The 20,615-nt window shown below is 58.6% G+C and carries 19 protein-coding genes; 7 read left to right on the top strand and 12 right to left on the bottom strand.

Annotated elements, in window-relative coordinates:
- From B060_RS0119155 to B060_RS0119125, 7 genes are all read left to right on the top strand, one after another.
- Window positions 1-180, top strand: a 180-nt coding sequence (locus B060_RS0119155) for a transposase (RefSeq protein ID WP_018083424.1), incomplete at its 5' end; no start/stop codon positions are given.
- Window positions 181-824: 644 nt separating this feature from the next.
- Window positions 825-4,076 (top strand): TonB-dependent receptor, encoded by a 3,252-nt coding sequence (locus B060_RS0119150; RefSeq protein ID WP_026172988.1) that lies wholly within the window; start codon window positions 825-827, stop codon window positions 4,074-4,076.
- A gap of 82 nt (window positions 4,077-4,158) precedes the next feature.
- The gene (locus B060_RS0119145) at window positions 4,159-4,734 is read left to right on the top strand and encodes a CC0125/CC1285 family lipoprotein (protein WP_026172987.1); all 576 of its coding nucleotides are present in this window, start codon (window positions 4,159-4,161) and stop codon (window positions 4,732-4,734) included.
- A gap of 55 nt (window positions 4,735-4,789) precedes the next feature.
- Window positions 4,790-5,488 (top strand): DUF6445 family protein, encoded by a 699-nt coding sequence (locus B060_RS0119140; RefSeq protein ID WP_018083421.1) that lies wholly within the window; start codon window positions 4,790-4,792, stop codon window positions 5,486-5,488.
- Between the two features lie 122 nt (window positions 5,489-5,610).
- Window positions 5,611-7,152 carry a tryptophan halogenase family protein gene (locus tag B060_RS0119135; RefSeq protein ID WP_035423505.1) on the top strand — a complete coding sequence of 514 codons (1,542 nt, stop codon included), beginning with the start codon at window positions 5,611-5,613 and terminating at the stop codon, window positions 7,150-7,152.
- 4 nt (window positions 7,153-7,156) lie between these two features.
- Window positions 7,157-8,632, top strand: coding sequence for a tryptophan 7-halogenase (locus tag B060_RS0119130; RefSeq protein WP_236621659.1), 1,476 nt, complete (start codon window positions 7,157-7,159; stop codon window positions 8,630-8,632).
- Between the two features lie 3 nt (window positions 8,633-8,635).
- Entirely contained in the window at window positions 8,636-10,144 is a 1,509-nt protein-coding gene (locus tag B060_RS0119125) for a tryptophan halogenase family protein (protein WP_031221059.1), read from the top strand.
- Window positions 10,145-10,236: 92 nt separating this feature from the next.
- Here B060_RS0119125 and B060_RS0119120 read toward each other — a convergent pair whose 3' ends face one another.
- The 12 genes from B060_RS0119120 to B060_RS0119065 form a co-directional block, all read right to left on the bottom strand.
- Window positions 10,237-11,031 (bottom strand): MipA/OmpV family protein, encoded by a 795-nt coding sequence (locus B060_RS0119120; protein ID WP_018083417.1) that lies wholly within the window; start codon window positions 11,029-11,031, stop codon window positions 10,237-10,239.
- Window positions 11,028-11,429, bottom strand: a complete 402-nt coding sequence (locus B060_RS26285) for an EamA family transporter (protein WP_018083416.1) — start codon at window positions 11,427-11,429, stop codon at window positions 11,028-11,030. Before B060_RS26285 ends, B060_RS0119120 begins: the two co-directional genes overlap by 4 nt.
- Window positions 11,422-12,531, bottom strand: coding sequence for a GNAT family N-acetyltransferase (locus tag B060_RS0119110; RefSeq protein WP_018083415.1), 1,110 nt, complete (start codon window positions 12,529-12,531; stop codon window positions 11,422-11,424). The genes B060_RS26285 and B060_RS0119110 overlap by 8 nt, the downstream gene beginning before the upstream one ends.
- Window positions 12,524-13,363 carry an alpha/beta hydrolase gene (locus tag B060_RS25245; RefSeq protein WP_018083414.1) on the bottom strand — a complete coding sequence of 280 codons (840 nt, stop codon included), beginning with the start codon at window positions 13,361-13,363 and terminating at the stop codon, window positions 12,524-12,526. Before B060_RS25245 ends, B060_RS0119110 begins: the two co-directional genes overlap by 8 nt.
- The gene (locus B060_RS0119100) at window positions 13,360-13,716 is read right to left on the bottom strand and encodes a DMT family transporter (RefSeq protein WP_018083413.1); all 357 of its coding nucleotides are present in this window, start codon (window positions 13,714-13,716) and stop codon (window positions 13,360-13,362) included. The genes B060_RS25245 and B060_RS0119100 overlap by 4 nt, the downstream gene beginning before the upstream one ends.
- Window positions 13,713-14,639, bottom strand: coding sequence for an arginase family protein (locus B060_RS0119095; protein ID WP_018083412.1), 927 nt, complete (start codon window positions 14,637-14,639; stop codon window positions 13,713-13,715). The genes B060_RS0119100 and B060_RS0119095 overlap by 4 nt, the downstream gene beginning before the upstream one ends.
- 6 nt (window positions 14,640-14,645) lie before the next feature.
- Window positions 14,646-16,052, bottom strand: coding sequence for an aspartate aminotransferase family protein (locus B060_RS0119090; RefSeq protein WP_018083411.1), 1,407 nt, complete (start codon window positions 16,050-16,052; stop codon window positions 14,646-14,648).
- A 5-nt stretch (window positions 16,053-16,057) separates the two neighbouring features.
- A complete protein-coding gene (locus B060_RS0119085; protein ID WP_018083410.1) occupies window positions 16,058-16,717 on the bottom strand; it encodes an MtnX-like HAD-IB family phosphatase in 660 nt (219 codons plus the stop codon).
- 86 nt (window positions 16,718-16,803) lie between these two features.
- On the bottom strand, window positions 16,804-18,249 hold the full coding sequence (locus B060_RS0119080; protein WP_018083409.1) for a sensor histidine kinase: 1,446 nt from the start codon (window positions 18,247-18,249) through the stop codon (window positions 16,804-16,806).
- Window positions 18,249-18,905 carry a response regulator transcription factor gene (locus B060_RS0119075; RefSeq protein WP_018083408.1) on the bottom strand — a complete coding sequence of 219 codons (657 nt, stop codon included), beginning with the start codon at window positions 18,903-18,905 and terminating at the stop codon, window positions 18,249-18,251. The genes B060_RS0119080 and B060_RS0119075 overlap by 1 nt, the downstream gene beginning before the upstream one ends.
- 15 nt (window positions 18,906-18,920) lie before the next feature.
- A complete protein-coding gene (locus B060_RS0119070) occupies window positions 18,921-20,114 on the bottom strand; it encodes a beta-ketoacyl-[acyl-carrier-protein] synthase family protein (protein WP_026172985.1) in 1,194 nt (397 codons plus the stop codon).
- On the bottom strand, window positions 20,111-20,377 hold the full coding sequence (locus B060_RS0119065; RefSeq protein ID WP_018083406.1) for an acyl carrier protein: 267 nt from the start codon (window positions 20,375-20,377) through the stop codon (window positions 20,111-20,113). The genes B060_RS0119070 and B060_RS0119065 overlap by 4 nt, the downstream gene beginning before the upstream one ends.
- Window positions 20,378-20,615: the final 238 nt, after the last annotated feature.

Genomic DNA, 20,615 nt, shown 5'->3' with positions numbered 1-20,615 from the left:
CGCCGATGCGACGTCGTGGGCATCTTCCCCAACGATGACGCCATCATCAGACTGGTCGGCGCAATCCTGCTCGAACAAAACGATGAATGGGCGGTTCAACGCGGACGCTATATCACCCTTGAAACCATCGCCCAAGTGAGCGATGATCCACTACTCAGCATGCCAGCAGTGGCCAACTGACGACAAACCCGGACCTGTTCGGAAAACACTGAAGCCAGGCGCTCAGTTACACCACGTACCGGGACACGATCGACTTACAGGTGGCACACCGCCTACTTGCACCACCGGTGCAAACCCGCTCTGAATCAAGGTCCACCTCTGATTGACCTCGAAGATTTATGCAATTTCAGCGCTGCAATACTCAGACATATATGAGGACAAAAAATATTCCATTAGAAAAAGTTATTTTCAAAATCACTTGGGAATTGCACAGCCGCCCTCTTTTCGCAGGATATTTTTCTTTAGATATTCGGATAAGCATATACATTTATTGAATAAAACGTGCAGAAATGGAATTTCTGTAGACCGCGCCGCGTATTATCTTGCGGTAGCATTTTATAAAATTGAATTTTTTATATGAACGCAAAAATGTCGCAATCGGGCAACGCCGGACATTTTATCAAAAATATGTCCGACTTTATGCTTGAAATAAAGTGACCGCTATCATAACGTCGTCATGTCTAACTGGCGGGGACCGGCAAGGCGCGGATCTCCAATTGTTAGCGATACCATAATACTGTCTAACGGACGGCTCTTGCTTTGCGGCGAGAGAATATAAAATTAACTCGGGGCCACACGCCACACGAGACAGGGAGCTAAACACAATGAAATCTACAAGGGACAACTATGCCCAAAATTCCGACGGTTTCGGACGTCGGTCAGGCCGCGGTCGGGCGCTGCTAGGATCGACCGCACTGGCGGCCGCTCTGCTGTGTTCGTCAGCGATGGCTCAGACGGCGCCCGCCACCAAGGAAGCCCCTGCGGATGATGCCGCCGCGACCACCGATGGTACGGTCGTCGTCGTTACCGGCATTCGCAGGTCGCTCGAAACGGCGGCGCAGATCAAGCGCAAGTCGGACACCTTCGTCGACTCCATCACCGCGTCTGATGTCGGAGCACTGCCAGATACCAATGTGGCGGAAGCGCTGGGCCGTATTCCAGGCGTATCTGTATCGCGCTATTCCATCTTGCCGCAGTACAACACCGGCGGCGCCGGCGGCGCGAGCGGTGACTTCCCCTCGGCCGAAGGCTCCGGCAATCTGATTCGCGGCCTGTCGTTCGTTCGTTCTGAATTCAACGGCCGCGACCAGTTCACCGCCAACGGCGGCCGCGCTCTCGACTGGTCGTCCATCCCTCCCGAACTCGTCGGCGGCGTGGATGTTTACAAGAACGCATCGGCTGAACTGATCGAAGGCGGCGCCGGCGGTACGATAAATTTGCGCACGCTCGCCCCGTTCGACCGTAAGGGTTCCTTGTTTTCCGTCAGCGTAGACGGCACCTACGCCGACCTGCGCAAAGAATGGTCGCCCTCTTATAGCGTCATCGCGAGCAATCGCTGGCAAACGGGCGCTGGCGAATTTGGCTTGATGGGGTCTTATTCCCATTCCAAGCTTAAATCGAATATCAATGATTGGCAGATTGGCGCGCCCGTTCCGAAGGTTGATGTCGGCGCGGTTGAGGCGATAGGGCCGGGCAAGTTTACGGGTGTGCCTGTCAGTGATGTTATCGGCACGCAGACGGTCTTCCAGATGCGTCACAATGAGCAGGACCGCGAGCGCACCAGCTATTATCTCGCGGGGCAATGGCGGAACGACACGACGAGCATTCTGATCAAGTATATCAATGTTGAAAACGGAACAGAAACCGTCGAGCATACCGTTGAGCATTTGCCAGATGCGAACACACCCAACAACACGATACTCACAAATATCGTTACCCGGCCCTACAGCGGCACCGTAGCGCTCTGTAATATCGGCTTCGACATTACTCAAGGCGGCTGTAGCCAGCCGATCGGCATCGGCCAGTTGATGACGGCCGGTACCATCAACGGTGCCGGAATCGACGGTGGCGCGTATGGATACGGCATCAATACGCTGGGCCGTGGCGTGGTCGATAACTCCAAGACCGAGGACTTCAGCATCAATCTGAAGCACAATTTCAGCAGCCAGTTGCACCTCACCCTTGACGCGCAATACACCAAGGCGACCGCGGCTCAGACTGAAGTGTGGGCGGGTGGCCAAACTCACTTTATGGTTGATGAGGTGGCCGACCTCGACAATGGATCTCTCAAGTTCCATATGGATCCGCGTGGCAACCAGATTGTCAATGTGAAGTCGGGCTTGGCTCAGACGCTCGCGTCTGACAATACGGGTGATCCGGGCGTCTATTGGTGGCTGTTCAACGCCGATAACGAGCAAAAAGGCGATGGCGATCTCTTCGCGCTGCGCGCCGACATGTCCTATGACTTCGCGGACCATTCGTGGTTCAAGGACATCAAGTTCGGAGCCCGCTATTCCGAGCGTAACCAAACCAACGATACCGCCAATCAGAACTGGGCCGGCGTGGCGCCCCCCTGGTCCGGCGATGGAGCAACACCATTCAGCGCTCTGCCGGCGGGTATGACCGAAGTTGACGACTACAAGGACTTCTTCCGCGGCGGTCTCGTTCAGGGCAACAACACCAAGTTTGTCTATATCAGCCGGGATTATTTGCTGAATTATGACAAGATGGCGCAGTTCTTCAAAGACAATTCGGCTCCGGGGACGGGTATCGTTCGCGACGCGGGCTGGGCGCCGCGCGTGCCGATGTTCCCGTCGGATAACCATTCGGAGATTACCGAAAAGACGACCAACTTCTATGTTCAGTTGGACTTCGATCATGATCTCGGCAACGGCCAGTCGTTGGAGGGCAATTTCGGCGTTCGTTATGCGAAGACCGATCTGCAATCGTCGGGTAATCTTGTCTTTGTTCCCTTCGCTGCGGATGCGACATGCACACCCGGCAAGGATGACAACGATGTGGTCACGACACCCTATGCCTGTTCGCACAACAGCCCGCAGGAATTCCTGCCGGGAACGGCTGCCTACCTTCAGGGCGCTGCACAGCCGATCAACTATAGCAAGGGCGATACACACGTCTTGCCGTCATTCAACATCAAATGGAATCTGAATGAGGACATGCTGATCCGTTTTGGCGCGAGCCAAAACCTGACGCGACCCAATATTGCGGATCTGCGCGCTTTCAATAACTACAGCGCCGGCACGACGACCGTGCAGTGGCCGGCCGGGCATTGCGTGGCCATCGGCCAGCCGGAGACATGTAATGATGGGTTCCAGAATGTGACCCTCACAGCGATTAATGTTGGCGGTGGCAACCCGCGCCTGAGACCGACGACGTCGGACAACTTCGATCTCTCCTACGAGTGGTATTTTCCAAGCGGAAATATCACAACGGCAGTGTTCACGAAGAAGCTGCAGGACGTCATTCAGGGCGGCTCTGAAAGCCTTGGCAGCGTCACGCTGGATGGAAAGACCGTACCGATCACCTATAGTGGTCAGATGAACACCCAGAAGGTGGATGTGAGTGGTGTGGAACTCGCCTATCAGCAGTTCTATGATTTCCTGCCGGGTATTTTCTCTCACCTGGGCGCGCAGGCGAACTTCACCTACATCGACGCCAGCACGAGTCCGGATAAGTCCTGTACAAATAACGGCGAACCCTGCCGTTTCAACATCACCGACCTGTTCGGTCAGTCCAAATACCTCGCGAACCTCGTCGGCATCTATCAGGATGACAAGTTCGAAGCCCGTCTGGCCTATTCCTGGCGCAGCCGGTACCTGATTGTTAAAGGCGACTACATGACGGGTAACCCGACATATAACGAGCCGACGGGTTTCCTGGATGGATCGTTGAAGTGGAATGTCAACGAGCATCTGCAACTGCACACTTCGGCTGAGAACCTGCTCGATACGACCACGAAAGCGGTCATGCAGGTCGATGCGGCTGGGCATACGCTTCCGCGCTTCGCCATCAAGAATGATCGTCGGATCGTGGTTGGCTTGCGCTACATCTACTGATCCAGTCTGAGAGAGAAGGGTGGGATAGAGGTTATCCCACCCTTTTTTGTCCGCGCGTTTTTGTTTGATCCGTGAGGTTACCATGAAGAGGTTTTCACTTGTCGTCGCCGCATGTGTCGCGGTGGTCGCCGTTTCAGGCGCCGAGGCGAAGGACTATAAGGCCGCTGAAAAGCCGGGGGCGTCTGGCTATTTCAATGTGCTTGAGGACGGCGGCTTCTGGACCGTCGGTTATACCGGGGAGGCTGGTCAGTCCAACCGCGAGATCGCCGAATATGCCATGAAGCGCGCCGCCGATCTTGCTGCTGAGCAGCATCAGGAATGGTTCGCCGTGCTGACGACCACCAATCGCATGGTTCAGGCTGGCGTCGCCGACGATCTGCAAATGCGCGCGGGCAATTTTATGGGCTCGGGCGCGGGCGCGGGCACGTCGGCGCCGGTCTCGGGCGCGCCGAGCACCAATTCTCAAAATAACACCGGCACCTTCGGTGGAGAAGCCGTGCCGAACAATGTGCTGGAGCGCTGGCAGCCGCGTCGGGTGCGCCAGACGATCCTGGTGGTCGAGCTGGGATCAGGCGATAAGGCCTCGTTTCCAGGGCTGGATCATCAGCCGGAAATTTTCCCGGCGACGTCTCCAGCGCCTGTTGGACCGTCAAAATAATATAGCCTCGAAAAAAGCCTGCCTGCAGTGCACATTGAATATTAGGGTAGGTCCAATGGAAGTCGAGGTACATGAAGTCGGGCGTTCGAAATCAAAGGTCATCGTCATTGACGACTTTTTGACCCATGCCCAGGACGCTGTGGATGCGGCGGCCGCTCTGCCCGCCTTTCCTCCGGAAGGCAGGACGGCCTATCCGGGCAAGCGTCACCAGATAGGGCCGGGGGACAAGGCCTCGTCCTACGTCATGGATATTTTGAAAGGGGCGGGGCCTCTCATCCAAAGCCACTATGGTGCGGACAATTTCAGGGTTTTCGAAGCTAGTTTTTCCCTGGTCACGACACGGCCGGAAGACATGAGTCCAAAGCAACGCATTCCCCATTACGACTGGGATGACCCGAATTACCTGGCCATCATGCTTCATTTGCATCACGTCCCTCGCACCGGCACGGCATTCTACCGCCATGTCGCAAGTGATCTTGAACAGGTAGGCCATGAGTCTGTCCCTGAGCTTCGCCGCTTGGTGCAAGCAGAACTTGCTGCCTATCCGCCCTCCCGCGTAAGTTCAGAGGGGGGCTCGCATATGCACTACGAAGAGCTGTTCCAGGTTGAAGGGTGTTTTAATCGCCTTGTCATCTACCCGGGATGTCTGCTTCACTCAGCCTACTTTTCGCCGGACTTCACTTACAGTGACGATCCTCGGACGGGACGACTGACGGCAAACGTTTTTATCCAATTGTCCAAAGGCAGCGGCTGATGCGCTGATGAAAATTGGGTGCCTGCGCTGAGGGCATTGGGCAAAATCGGCGAGACGGGGCTTTCAGTTAGATAGAGTTCTGGCAGTTAGATAGAGTTTTGGCAGTTAGATCGGGATTTGGAATGCCGCAGCGTTCGGAGGCTATAAAAAATATCTGCATTTTAGGCGGTGGCACTGCAGGGTGGATGACGGCGGCAGCGCTTGCCCATAAGCTGCGGGGGCTGCCGGTCCGGATCGAGCTGGTCGAGTCCGAGGAAATCGGCACGGTCGGTGTTGGCGAAGCCACGCTGCCGCTGATCCGGAAATTCAATGAAGCCTTGAACATCGACGAAGCGACCTTCATGAAGGAGACCGAGGCGACCTTTAAGCTCGGGATTGAATTCTGTGACTGGGGCAGGCCAGGCGACCGCTATATCCATCCGTTCGGCGATTACGGCCGGCCGGTCGATAATATTCCCTTCTATCAGGCGTGGTTACGGCTGCGGCAACTGGGCGAAACCGCGCGGCTCGATGACTACTCTTACCCCATTATTGCCGCCGAAATGGGACGTTTCCAGCGACCCGGAGGCGATCCTGATGCGATCCAGGCGGGCTTCGGCTATGCCTATCAGTTCGACTCGTCGCGTTATGCGCAGTTCCTTCGGCGCTATGCCGAAGCCAGCGGCGTCATCCGGACGGAAGGCAAGGTCGCCACGACGGTTTGCGACCCTGAGACCGGATTCGTGCGTTCCCTGGTTCTTGATAACGGCAAGACCGCCATGGCGGAGCTGTTTGTCGACTGCTCAGGTTTTCGCGGTGTGCTGATCGAACAGACGCTGAAAACCGGGTACGACGACTGGAGCAACTGGTTGCCGTGCAATCGGGCGATCGCCGTCCCTTGCGAATCTCGCGGTCCTTTGATGCCGTTTACCCGGGCTACGGCGCGCGAAGCAGGCTGGCAGTGGCGTATCCCGCTGCAGCATCGTGTCGGCAATGGCCATGTCTATTGCAGCAGCTTTATCTCGGATGACGAAGCCACCACCCAGTTGCTTGGACATCTCGAAGGGCCGGCCCTGGCCTCACCGCGCCAGCTCTTTTTCACCACGGGCCGTCGCCGTAAATTCTGGAACCGCAATGTCGTCGCCATCGGCCTGGCTGCGGGTTTCCTGGAGCCGCTTGAATCGACCTCCATCCACCTGATACAGGAGGGGATTACCGAGCTCCTGCAACTCTTCCCCGATACAGGCTTCCACAGCGCCGACGCCGATGAGTATAATGAGCGGATGGGCCTGGCCTTCGAGCGGGTGCGGGACTTCCTGCTGCTGCACTACGTCGCTAATCAGCGTGACGACGGGGAGTTGTGGCTGCATTTCCAGAATCTGGCCTTGCCCGCCAGCCTCGAAGAAAAGATCAGTGCCTGGATGACGCGCGGCCATATCATTAAATATGAGTTCGGCACCTTCCTGCCCCCAAGTTGGCTGGCGGTTCTGCTGGGGCAAAACCTGATTCCGCGCGGTTATGATCCACGGACGTTGAAGATACCAGAAGACAGGCTTAGGGCGGAAAGCCGGCGGCTGCGTGAGGCCGTGCTGGCGGCGGCACAACGAACGCCAGATCACGCGGCATTCCTACGCCAGGTCGGAGGCGCCTCACACCAGGCGCCGCTCACCGCAGGCGTGGGTTAGCGCGATGTCGACATCCCTCCACGAAATGCCCTTTCTTCATATCGTTGTCTGCGGGGGCGGACTTGCCGGTTACATGACAGCCGCGGCACTATCACGGCACTTGCCGGAAACCTGCAAACTGACCCACGTCGTCACCCGTGAAGCGCCGGCGCAGGACATCTTCTATGGGAGCGTGACCACCCCGATCGCCTATAATTTCAACCTCTCCCTAGAGGTTAGTGAACCCCGGCTGCTTCTCGAAAGCGACGCCGCGTTTTCCTTCGGGACACACTATCAGGGCTGGGGCGGGGACGCCCAGGCGTGGGTTCAAGGCTTTCAACAACCCTTGCCTGTTCTGGGCGGCGTGCCGTTCCATCAGTATCTGGCGCGCATGGGCCATGAGGGCCTTGAACCTTATCTGGTGTCGGCGGCCGCGGCGAAGCGGGGCGCGTTTGCGCACCCACCCGAACAGGCGGCTCATCCTCTCAGCAGGGCCGAATACGGCTATCAACTGGATGTGCGGTCCTATCGTGACCTGTTGGCTTGCGCCACGGACACATCGCGTCTCGTTGTCATCCAGGCCGAGATCACTGACATAGACACGGATTCGGAAGGTGTGGCGGCCTTGCACCTGTCTGACGGCCGCACCCTCTTAGCGGACATGTTTGTGGATTGCACCGGCCCCGAAGCCGCGTTGCTAAGCCGTCTTGGTGCCACGCTGACCGGAGAGCGGCAACTGGGCGCGGTCATGACCCGAACGCCTGAAAGCACGCTTGGCCCCGCGGTGCGGACGGTGACCGGGCAGGCATTCGGATGGCAGTCGATCACGCCGCTGCAGGGCGCCTCCACAAAGCTGACCCTCTTCGCGGAAAGCGACGAGGCCCCGGCTCTCAGAGCACACAGGGATGCACCCGAGGTAAGCGCAAAGGCAGCTTTTGGACGCAGATCCCAGGCATGGGTCGGCAACTGCGTTGCCATAGGGCAGGCGGCGGCGACGATCGAGCCCCTGACGCCTTCGCCGATGGTCTGTCTTCAGCGCGATATCGAGCGCCTGATATCGCTGATCCCTCTGTCTTGTGACATGGCGATGGAACGCCGCGAATTTAACCGGCAGTTCGACAACGATTACCAGCACGCCGAGCTATTCCGGCAGGCCTTTTTCGCCACGACACCGGTTGCCGGATCGGCCTACTGGCAGGCAGCCTCTCCGCAGCCGGCGGATCCCAGGCTTGATCGTAAACTCACCCAGTTTTTGAGCCGAGGGGTTCTGGTGTCCTACGATCTGGAGCCGTTTACACCTGAGGATTGGGTTGTCCTGCATTATGGTATGGGCCGCCGTCCCCTTCGCGGTGATCGCCTGGCGGACCAGACGCCTGCAGCCCAGGTGGAGGCGTACCTTTCGGACCTGAAGCGGCAAATCGAAACGACCGTTGCGGCCCTTCCCAGCCATCACGCCTACATGGCCAGACTGAAGCCATTCCTAAGACAGAAAAGTTCCTGATCCATGATCCCCCCCTTGAAAGAGATCGTTATTGTCGGTGGCGGATCAGCGGGATGGATGACCGCGGCTGCGCTTTCCAGTCTTCTGGCGCCCAAGGATGTCACGATTACCCTTATCGAGTCCGATGAAATCGGGATCGTTGGGGTCGGCGAAGCGACGATCCCTGACATACTCAACTTCAACCAGATGCTCGGCATCGATGAGGCTGACTTTATCCGAGCCACCAACGCCACCTTCAAACTCGGCATTGAGTTTATCGACTGGGGGCGCCAGGGCGACCGGTATATCCATCCGTTCAGCGGTCACGGCGTCGACATGAACGGCTTCGACTTTCACCAGTTCTGGCTGCACAGCCAGACCGCCGGGAATTCGCACCCGATCGATGATTACAGCCTGTGTGCCGTGGCCGCCCGCCATGGCAAGTTCGTTCATCCGGATCCGAACCCGCGTTCGATACGTTCGCACATCCGCTACGCCTATCATTTCGACGCCAGCCTCTACGCGCGATATTTGCGCACCTATGCTGAAAAGCGTGGCGTCCGCCGGATAGAGGGGAAGATCAAGGCGGTCGTTCAGGCGCCGGAAACCGGGCATATCACCGAGCTCAAGCTGGAAGATGGCCAATCGGTAGCAGGGGAGTTTTTCTTCGACTGCTCCGGTTTCAGATCTCTGTTGCTGGGCCAGACTCTGGGGATTGGCTATGTCGACTGGAGTCACTGGCTGCCGTGCAATACCGCTCAGGCCGTACCGTCCAGCCACACGGGTCCCTTGATACCCTATACCCGCGCAACGGCGAAGACCTCCGGCTGGCAATGGCGCATACCCACCCAGACCCGGACGGGCAACGGGCACATCTATTGCCGCGACTTTATGTCCGACGACGAGGCGGCCTCGGTCCTGCTGTCCGGCCTCGATGGCGAAGCTTTGGCATCGCCACGGGTTATCCGGTTTACCACAGGCCATCGTCAGGCCTTCTGGGATAAGAACTGTATCGCCATCGGGCTTTCCGCCGGGTTCCTCGAACCTCTGGAATCGACCTCGATCTATCTGATTCAGGAAGGCGTTAGCCGCTTCATTTCGTTATTTCCCAATGCGTCTTTGCCCAATGTTTTCCGCGATGAATATAACCGCCATATGCGCACGGAATTTGAGCAGGTCCGGGATTTCATCATCCTGCACTACGCGGCGACGGAAAGAGCAGACAGCCCCTTCTGGAACTACTGCCGCAACATGTCCATTCCCGATACTCTGAAGCACAAGATCGCCCTGTTCCGCGAAGGCGGTCGCGCCTTTAGACATGAGGATGAGCTTTTCTCGCGGCCGAGCTGGGTTGCGGTTTTCCTTGGGCAGAATATCAATCCAAGGGCCTACGATCCAGTGGTGGCCAATTTGCCACCCGCAGACGTCATGGCAAGCGTCGAATCCATGCGCGAGGCCATGATCGACGCGGTACGGCAGATGCCGACGCATGAGGCATATCTGGCAAAATACCGCATACCTCGCGCAGGCTAGTCAACATGCAGGACGTCACGTTCAAGCTGAATGTTGCGATTGTCATTTAGGGACGCAGAGGACAGGGGCGGGTGTTTGTCCTGATAACCATCCTAAATGCTGTCGGGCGAATGACGGCCAAGATGCCAGGTCAGGCCGAGACTCAGCACGAAGACGTCTCTGGTTTTCAGGATCGGGCTGCGCCATGCCTCGCCGTAGACGCGGTCCAGGCTGGACTGAATGAACGCGGTCGTCGTGGGCGTGATCTTGTGGCCTGCCGTGAGTTCGGCCCCCAATGTATAGTAGTTGTTGGGAAGGAACCGGGGCAGGCTGACATGATACGCCGCCCGTGGCCTCAGGCCAAAAAACTGGTTGGAAAAGCTGTTGTCGGCCCAACCAGCGCGTATTTCGAGCCCGACACCCGTCGTGGGCGTGATGTGGCCGCCCGTGTCAAAGGACAGGTCGCCCGACCATCCCTGATAGCTGTTGATCGCCTTGCGCAGGCGGGCTTCGACATCGCCCAGAGGCGTCTTATAGACGGCGAAGCCGCCGGTCTCAAACGCGTCGGGCATATGATGGGCGCCGCTGGGCAGGTGATCATTGAAGGACTGCCGATATTCAAGAACCGGACCGACCGTCACCGGCCCCAGAGTAGCGGCTGAATATTTGCCGCCGTCATCCAGGCTGATCTGCCAACGGTTCCTGGTGATCTCGACGACGGGGTATAGTTCGTGAAGCGAGGTCTTGGCACCGATATGGGCCGGACGATCACGCAAGACAACACCGATGTCGATCGCCATGTCTTGCGGGATAGGCAGTCCAGAGGTGGTCCCCGGCCCATGGTCCACCGCACTGGATATTGTTATGCCGGCCGGCGCCGTCGAATAGTCCGGCATGGCCACGATCATGATGGCTTCTTCTTATCGGCCTGAGCCAGAAGCAATATACCGGCAAGTATGAGCAGCGATCCCACACATTCGATAGGTGATACCCTTTCGTTGTAAACGAAATGCCCGACCGCGATGATCAGGATGTAGCTCAGCGCCGTGAGGGGGAAGGCCCGCGCCAGATCGATTCTCGCCAGAATGAGCATCCACAGGACAAGGCTTCCGCCCTCAACCCCGACGAGGCACCAGAACCGCACATCAACGACAATACTGGCAAATGGCAGCAAGTCAGTGCCGAGGTTGATCGCGAGCCCCTTGGCCAGGCTGTGATATGCCACCGTGCAGGCCGTCTGCGCGGCTATGAGCGCAACCAGGACATAGCTGGCCTTGCTACCGGAATGAAGAGGTTTGTCACTCATTTCGCAGGGCCTCCGGACTCAGATCGGCGGAAACCAGCGGGGCGATGAGGCGCAGTCCAAACGATAGGAGGCCATTTTTATGCTTGAAAGCCATACGGGTGCCTATCAGGTCCACGCCCAGGCGAAGCTTGTTGGCATAGGCCGCCTGGCCGGTCTGGAAACGTCTCAAACCCCTCTCGAGACACAAGGCCACATTGTCGAACCAGGACACGAAATAGAGATTGTAAGCGCGACCTTCCGGCGCCATCAGGAAATACTTGTCGAGAAGCGTATTCTGGTCATGGAGCAGGAGGTTGACGGCCAGCAGGGTCTCGCCATGGAAATAGAGTCGGCAGATCGCCTGATTCGGCATAAGGGACAGCACAGACTCGAAATAGTCGAATGAGAGTTCCTCGAGCGTCATGTCAGCGCGTGCCAGGGTGTCTTCATAGAGCGCCATGACGCGCGGCGCGTAAGCACGCAGAGAGGTTACATCTTCACAACGCAGGTGCTCGCGCGACCTCAGCTTGCGGCGCATATCTCTTCGTGTGCCCGGCGTCAGGCGCGACAGGTAAGCATCCGTGCTCTCAAAGTCGATCCTGAGTTCGCTTGACGGAAGGCCGGTAACAAAGCCATACCCCAGATCCTCGATACAGGCGGCCCATTCTTTGGGCGCCTCGTCGCTCAGGTCCTTGATAGCCAGAAGACGGCCCCCGCGGGCCTTGGCGCCGGCCTCAAATGTACGCAGCAGGCAATCGACGATGGCATAGGTTCGGCCGGGTTCGGATACGCCCAGCATGACGTGTTCGGTGCACGGCGAACCCAGGGCCGCCAGACGGACACGAAGAAAGCCCGGAATAAGGTTTTGAACCTGCTTAATCGCCCTGCCCAGGTGCAGGTTGTCGATCGTGGTCGCGAGGTCGTACTGCGTCAAGAAGGCCGGCGCCGCGCCGACCAGTCGAGCGTGATCATAGACAGCCACGTAGAAGAAGGTGAACCCCTTCAGAGCGGCTGTTTCGATCGCCAGATGATAGGCGTGACCTTCCAGAGGGTCGCCAAAACAGGCATCCCAATCGGCCGGCGGAATCGCGGCAAGACTGTCGAGGATGCGACCCTCAAGCATAGACCCGGTATCCGGGGTGCGCGCAGTCCAACGCTTCTGATGCGTAGCCCAGGGCTTCAAGCGTAAGCGCCACGACTTTCGAGCGCTCACGATCGACATGGATCATGTGATAGCTGTCGTTCAGAATCGCCAGCCGGGCCTGCGGGCCGAGTGCGGATTTAAGTCTGTGGGCATTTTTCACGCTGCCGATTTCGTCTTCCTCGGCATGAATGATGAGGGTTGGGGTGTTCAGGGTGGGAGCGATATCGAGAACGGCCCGCCCCAGACGGTACATATCGGCGATGGATTTCAGCGGCATACCGTCCAGTGCGCCCTTGATCAGGCTGTCTTGGGATGTGGCCGCCAGCGTGCGCAGGCGCTCATCCTTCAGGCCAAAGGGATAGGTTTCAGGGATGATGATAGAGCCGACGGGGGGGAGGAGATAGATCAGCGGCCAGGCCGCGCGCAGGATCGCATAGTGGCGTGGCATGGACCAGCCGTCGAACTCGAAGACCGCCGAATAGACGGTGCAGGAACTCAAAGTTCGCTGGCTGGCGAGCATCAAGCCCAACATCCCGCCGACACAAATGCCTGCGACATGTATATGGTCATAGTCAGGCGCGATCCGGTCGTAGCAAAGTGTGAGTGTCTGGAGCCAGTCGCGCCAGCCCGTCCTGATAACATTGGCATAGGCGCCGCCGTGACCTGACAACAGGGGGACGTAGACATCGTAGCCGTGGTCGGACAGCTTCTTGGCCAGATACCGCATCTCGTCCGGAGCGCCGGTCAGGCCGTGCACCAATATGACGGCCTTGCGATGTTGTTTGCGAAGGGTGATGTCCAGCGGGCTCATGCCGTAGTCCCCGCCAAGGCAATGAGCGCGACGCCTGACGCGATCAGGCCGGACGCCAGCGCATGTTGCAACGACAGGCGCTCTTTCAGGACCCATGCGCTCGCCATCGGGATTCCGAGATAGACCAGGCTCATGATCGGATAGGCCACGCTGAGCGCGGTCGTCTCCAGAACGCGCACCCAGATCAGGGTCTCGGCAAGCCAGAGCGCCATGCCGAGCCAGGCCAGGGGCTGTTTGAGCGCGGTCAGGAAATGATCGTCGATCCCCGCGGCCCGGTTGGCGGCGACCTTATAGCAAAGTTCCAGGGCGATCTCGATGACCACACAGAGCAAAATCAAAGGCCAGGCGCTCATGCCGCGTAACGCATGACGCGCGGGTGGATAAGGGCGCTCAAGGCTCGGTTGGTAAGGCTGTTGCGGTAATGGGCGTCTACAGACAGAGGCTTCCACATCGGCTGATCCAGGCTGGCCTCGCCCCATTTACGCAAGGCCGCGAACGCGCCCGGCCCGTACACAGGTTTCGACGCATCACCGGTCACGTCGGCCCCGCGCAGTCGCTTGCCCTGCGTCATCCTCTCGATCCAGCCCAGCAGGCGGTCCAGGCGCAGCTCGCCCTGATCCCAGTTGGTGTTCGCATCGAATGGCGAAAGCACATCCTTGTCGATCGTGATGTAAAGATCGTCGTTCCCGGTGAGGGTTTGGATACGGTCAAGGAAAAGCGGATCACCGAGGGCCTCGATTGAGGGGACAGGACGCCCCGCAATGACCCGCTCTTCCTTGTTACCTGCACGCAAGGGGAAAGGTATAAGCAACCCCTCGCGCACAACGGTGAGATCAGCCCCCTTGCGGCCGTCGTCGTCGACGTCCTGACTACAGAGACCGATCGTTAGAACCTGCCTTACGCCACTCAGCCGGGCGACTTTTGCCGCCCAGGACCCGCAATGCAGGCCCGGCGAAAAGCGCACCCAGTCCGGATGATTGTCAAAATGTATGACGCTCATCGGGCGTTCCGGCGCCAGGCAAACGGCGCGTTCGATCAGCAGGGTGGAGACGTGATGGAAGTCGCCGGAGCCCATGAAAACGAGCCTTGGGCCCGATCCTAACCCGGCAGCTAGCCGTGAGCGCAGACCTTCAAGTGCGGTGGGTCGCGCCCACAGTCGCAGGCCAGGCCCGATATCGCGCAGATCGAGACGTGTCAGTCCGTCATTTGACGCCGCCTCTACGAAAGGCGCCTGATCCTCAAACGCGTCGTCCAGATCGAGCAAGGCAACCGACATCCTGGATCAGCCCTTCACGCAACGGCGCAGCAGCGCGTCGATCAGCCTGATGGCCAGATCGATTTCGTCTTCGGTAATTTCGAGGGACGGTGCCAGGGTGATGACGTTCTTGTAGTATCCGCCCACGTCCAGGATAAGGCCGTACTTTTTGCCGTCGATATCGATATCGCCCTTCAGGCCGGCGGCTTCCATGTCATCGAGCAGCGCTTTGTTCGGTGTGAAACCGTCGGCCTCGCAGATTTCGCAGCGCAGGGCGAGGCCCAGTCCATCGACGTCACCAATCTGTGGCCAGCGTTTTTGCAGATCCTTCAGGGCCTCAAGGAAATAGGCACCCTTTTTCATCACCCGGGCACCGAAATCGCCTTCGGACACCATGCGAAGCGTTTCGAGTGCGACGGCGGTTCCCATCGGATTGGCGTTGAAGGTGGAGTGTGTTGAGCCCGGCGGGAAGATGCCAGGATTGATCAGGCCTTCTTTCGCCCAGACCCCAGACAATGGATTGAGCCCGTTGGTGATGGCCTTTCCGAAGACCAGAACGTCAGGCGTGACGCCAAAATGTTCGATCGCCCACAACTTGCCCGTACGGTACACACCCATCTGAATTTCATCGACGACGAGCAAAATGCCGTGCTGATCGAGAACGTCCTTGAGCTCTTTAAAGAAGTTGAGGGGTGGTACGACATAGCCACCGGTCCCCTGGATTGGTTCCACGTAAAAGGCGGCATACTCGCACTGCCCCGTCTTGATATCGAGCACGCCATTATATTCGGTTTCAAACAGGCGCTTGAACTTCTGCACGCAGACGTGGCCGTATTCCTCCTTGGACATGCCCTTAGGGCCGCGGAAATGATACGGGAATTCGACGAATTGGGCGCGGTCGCCGAAGTGACCGAAGCGGCGGCGGTAGCGATAGGACGAAGTGATGGCTGAGGCGCCGAGCGTGCGGCCGTGGTATCCGCCTTCGAAGGCAAACATCAGGCTCTTGCCGCCGGACGCATTGCGCACCAGCTTCAGGGAATCTTCGACGGCCTGCGCCCCGCCGACATTGAAATGGACGCGACCCTTTTCCCCGAACTTGCGCTCCATGTCGCGCGCGATCAGCGCCGCGAGCTCGACCTTTTCGCGATGCAGGTATTGCGAGGCGACCTGGGGGAGGGTGTCCAGTTGACGATGGGCCACGGCATTCAGGCGCGGATTGCGATAGCCAAAATTGACCGCAGAATACCACATCTGAAGATCAAGGTAGGGAATGCCCGCCGCGTCGAACATGTAGGAACCCTCGCAGCCTGTGAAAAAGCGCGGATCATCCATGTAGTGGACCGTATCACCGTAGGAGCAATAGGCGGCTTCGAGCGCGCGCAGTTCGGTCTCGGTTGGGAGCGGGGAGGTGGGCGTCGTGACTTCGTCGTACATGATTATTATCCGTTAGCGCTGACGGCGGCGTTCATCAGATGCGTGGACAAGGCACGCTGAACGTCGCGGAAATCATTGAAAGGTATGAACGCCTGTCCGCGTTCGGTTGCGTAGGTGGCCAGCTTGTCACGCGCGAACACGAGGTTCGCGCGATGGCTGACGCAGAAGTCGGAGCGGCCATCACCAATAAAAACCGTCGTCGGGGCCGTCGGTTGCGCCGCCACGATGCTGCACTTGCAGACGCCCGATCCTGAGGCGCAGCCTGCGCGCGCCAAGGGTTGTTCAAGATGATAGCGGGCGGCATTTATGACGAGATGGTTGCTGAAGATGGGAATATGGCCAAGGCCATGACGTCGCAGGATGCGCTTGATGAAATAGTCCACGCCGTCGCTTATGATCGAAAGCGGCCTATGGTGTTCGGCCGCCCAGGCGACGAAATCCGCGAACCCCTCTCGAATCTCAAGGCTGTCGAGCACGGCATCGAGCGTGGCCTGGTCGGCGTCGATCAGCGCAATCTGGCCGCGCATACACTGCGCTGCTGTAAGCCGTCCCGACAACCAGTCGTCTTCAAGGTCAAGCCAGCTTGGCCCGGCCAGTCGTTCCAGGATATGATCGGTCGTATCCGTCTTGGTGATGGTGCCGTCGAAATCGCAGTAGATGCGCATAGACCTGTCCCCGTGCTTACAGTCACGATGGCTATCAGGCGAAGCTGATCTGGAACTGATCCGAAGAAGGTCTTTTTGTGTCCTGGCTAGGGTAGGGCGACGGCGGCTGTCAAATCCAGGCGCGCGACCAGTCCGGATTTGCCATCGGGGCGATCCAGAAGGGTCAGCCGGGCACCAAGGTTTTCGGCCGCTTCACGCGCGATGGCCAGACCCAGTCCCGAGCCCTGAAGGTGGGACCTATTGCCGCGCCAGAAGCGATCGAAGGCCAAGGCCTTGTCATGCGCATTCATGCCGGGTCCTTCATCGCTGATCTCGATGATTGCGTCCTTGGTCGGCGTCGGCGGGTGAAGCGTAATGGTGACCTCGCCTTCATGGGGGGTGTGGCCCATGGCGTTTTCCAGCAGGTTTGACAGGACAAGGCTAAAAGCCGTATCGGCCCCCCTGTAGGCGAAGTCGGTCCCTTCGATGGCGATATCTATGCCGTTTTTAGCCATGATGGGCGCCAGATCAGTGAGAATGAAACTGATGGCCGTCTTGCACGAGGCTTCTCGCTCCGGCTCGGCTGGAAGGCCGCTCAGGCGGGACAAACTCAGCAGTTGATCGACCAGTTTGGCGATACGCTGAGTAGCAGCCGTCAGCTTGGCGAGGCGCTCTGTCAACTCCGCCGGTTCTCTGGTTCTGGCGCACAGTTGCGCCTCCAGGCTCAGTCCGGCCAGGGGTGTGCGTAATTGATGGGCCGCCATGTCCACAAATTTACGTTCGTGCCGCATCCCGTCCTCGATACGCTGGAACAGGCCATTGATCACACCTACGAGGTCCGAGAGTTCCGAGGGCCAGCTCTCCGTCTTGAGGGCGGTGAAGGGCGGCTGAGTGCGGGTATGCGACAGGAAGGCGCTGAAATTGTCCAGGTCCTTCAGACCTGTGCGCAGGCTCACCCATATGACCAGCAGCAGCAGGAGCGCGATGAGGATGAACGGTGCGGCCAGTTGCAAGGCTATCTTGCTTACCAGGTCATGACGCACCTGCAAGCGTTCGCCCACCTGAACGATCGGATCACCGTCGAGGGCGCTGAGGGTATAGATGCGCCAGGGTTCGCCATGAAAATGGACGATCTGAAAGGTCGAGCTTGATGCCGCCAGCGGCACGGCCAGGTCAGGGCCGGTGTCGGACTTCAGCCTGAGTTTCCCATGATACCAGATGCGGAACATGCGCCAGTTCGCATAGACGTCGAACGCCTCGCGATCTTCGGCGGACAACAGAGGCATGTCGTCGACCTCCATCACGTCGTTTCCGGCGGTTTTGCGCATATCCTGCAATTCGTCGCGCATGAGGTTGACCAGCAGATTGGCCCCGAGCACCAGTTGCTGATCGAAGACCTGGTCGATTTTGGACGAGACGGTTGTTTCGGCCACAAGGGCGATGACGAGAGCGCCAAACACCATGACTGCGGTCATGCGTATAAACAGGGTGCGGGTCAAGGATCGCGGGGTCAGTGCCAGGCGGGGAATATGTAGCCATTCGACCTTGGACATCAACGGCTCACCATGTAGCCAAGACCGCGCGCGGTAATGATGGCGCCCAATCCCAGTTTCTTGCGCAGGGCATAGACAGCCGTTTCAACCGTATTGCTTTCGATACCTTTTCCATCTTCGTAGATCGTGTTCTCGATATCCGCCTTTGACACCCATCGGCCGGCACGCTGGGCCAGGATCGACAGCACCCTGATCTCTCGCCCTTTCAGCGGAATGCGTATCGACTCGCGGGTGACGACCCGCCCCTTGATATCAAGCTCGAACGCGCCGAACCGCAGCCTATCACTGGACTGCCCAAAGGAGCGGCGTACGACCGCCCTTAAACGCGCCACCAGTTCATCGAGGTCATAGGGTTTCGTCACATAGTCATCAGCGCCTTCGTCAAGTCCCTCGATCCGGGCCTCGCGATGGCTTCTGGCGGTGACCACCATGATGGGAATCGCCTGCCGTGCCCGGCGCAGGCGTTTGAGCAGACTCATGCCATCGCCATCCGGCAGGCTCAGATCGAGCAGTAGCGCGTCAAAGCTTGCGTGATCGAGCATGACTTCAGCCGCCTCGAGACTGGTCGTCCATTCGGTGAAAAAGCCAGCCTTTTCCAGCCCTGTCTTCAGTCCGGGTCCCAGGGTCATATCGTCTTCGATAAGCAAAACCTTCATGTCTATGGCACCCGATCAGCTTGGTGTGAGAATGAGGCTGGCATTGCTGCCGCCAAAGCCGAAGGCATTGCTTAGCGACGCTTTTACGGTCACATGTTCGCGCGCGACATTGGGCACATAGTCAAGATCCAGATCCTTATCGGGCGTACCGAAATTGGCCGTGGGGACGATGAAGCCCCGGCTGACCGCCAAAAGGCTCGCCAACACCGTAACCCCACCCGCGGCGCCAAGCAGATGCCCGTGAAAGCTTTTCGTAGCGGACACGGCCAGGCGTTGGGCTGAGTCGCCCAGAACCATTTTCAGGGCCTTCGTCTCCGAGATGTCGCCGGCGAAGGTGGCGGTTCCGTGCGCGCTAACGTGTCCAATATCGGCGGCCGCGAGCCCCGACATGCGCACCGCCTGACCTATGGTCGCGGCCTGGCCATCCGCATTGGGCGCCGTCACGTGGGTGGCATCCGAGCGGGCGCCGTAGCCTGCGATCGTGGCCAGGGGCGGCGCACCACGCTCTGCTGCGGACTTGCGTCTTTCCAGGACGAAAAAGACACTGCCCTCACCCAGCAGGAGTCCGCCACGTTCATAGCAAAAGGGTCGGCATAGACCGTCCTGGCCGGGTGATAAAAGGCGCAAAGCCACCCAGGTCCGGTGCATACTGAAGGTCATGGGGGCCTCGGTCCCCCCGGCGATGGCCTGATCGCACCGGCCCGCGCGGATGGCCAGCATGGCCTCGCCGATGGCGTGGGCGGCGGACGAACAGGCCATGGCATAGGTGAGGGTCGGGCCATGGCATCCAAAGGCCATGGATATCTGGGCGGTGGGTCCATTGGCCATGGTCTTGAACAGGGTCGGGGACTTGATTTCGTCCTTCTCGTAAAGATCGAGTGTCGCCTGCTCCGAGGTTATCAAGCCGCCACCCCCGCACCCGACGAACACGCCGGCCTGATCAAGCTGGCCGTGTTCGGAAAGGTTTGCCATTGCAACGGCCTCGCGCGCTGCAACCAGGGCGAGGAGGGAACACCGATCCATCTGTTTGGTGTCGGCGCTGTCAACATCCTCTGCGGTGACGAGGCCGCCCGCCCAAGCCGACAGCCGTCCGGTCAACGGCCGTGTTGCGGGCTTACCATTTCGGTATAGGTCGATAAGGGCGTCGAGATTTGAAGCGCCCGGAACTCTAAATCCTATACCGGTTATAACGACGTCTTCAGGGCTCACGACATGGCCACGGCTATGGTGGCGCCGCCTTCCCTTAAGATCAGTGCGACCAGTTCGTTGATCGATGCGACCTCACGCAGTTCACGGTCAGGTATGACGATGCCCAGTCGATCCTCGACCGCCATAATCACCTCGATCATCTCAAGGGAATCGATACCAAGTTCTGTCAGGGTTTTGGCCTCCCGAACGACGCTTTCGGAGAGGTTGAGTTCCTTGGCCACGATCTCGACCAAGATATCATACACGTAGGTTTTGGGGTCCATGGTTGGCCTTCTGCAAAAGAAAACGCAATCGTCCGACGCATCAGCGCCGGACGATTACAAAGACCTGTCCCGGCTCTATTATGAGCCTGCCCACACAAGAGGCAAGCGGTTTCCATCGAATCTGAGAAATTGATCATGGTGACGCGATCGACACACACCAAGATATCGCGCACTCATGCTATATGGATAACCAAAAATCTATCGAAGCAAGCGCCGCGCTCAGTCAGGAACCCGTCTG

It is taken from the genome of Asticcacaulis benevestitus DSM 16100 = ATCC BAA-896 (assembly GCF_000376105.1).
Classification (GTDB): domain Bacteria; phylum Pseudomonadota; class Alphaproteobacteria; order Caulobacterales; family Caulobacteraceae; genus Asticcacaulis; species Asticcacaulis benevestitus.
The sequence above is the reverse complement of the archived record's forward strand: the minus strand, read 5'-3'. Positions and strand labels throughout refer to the sequence as shown.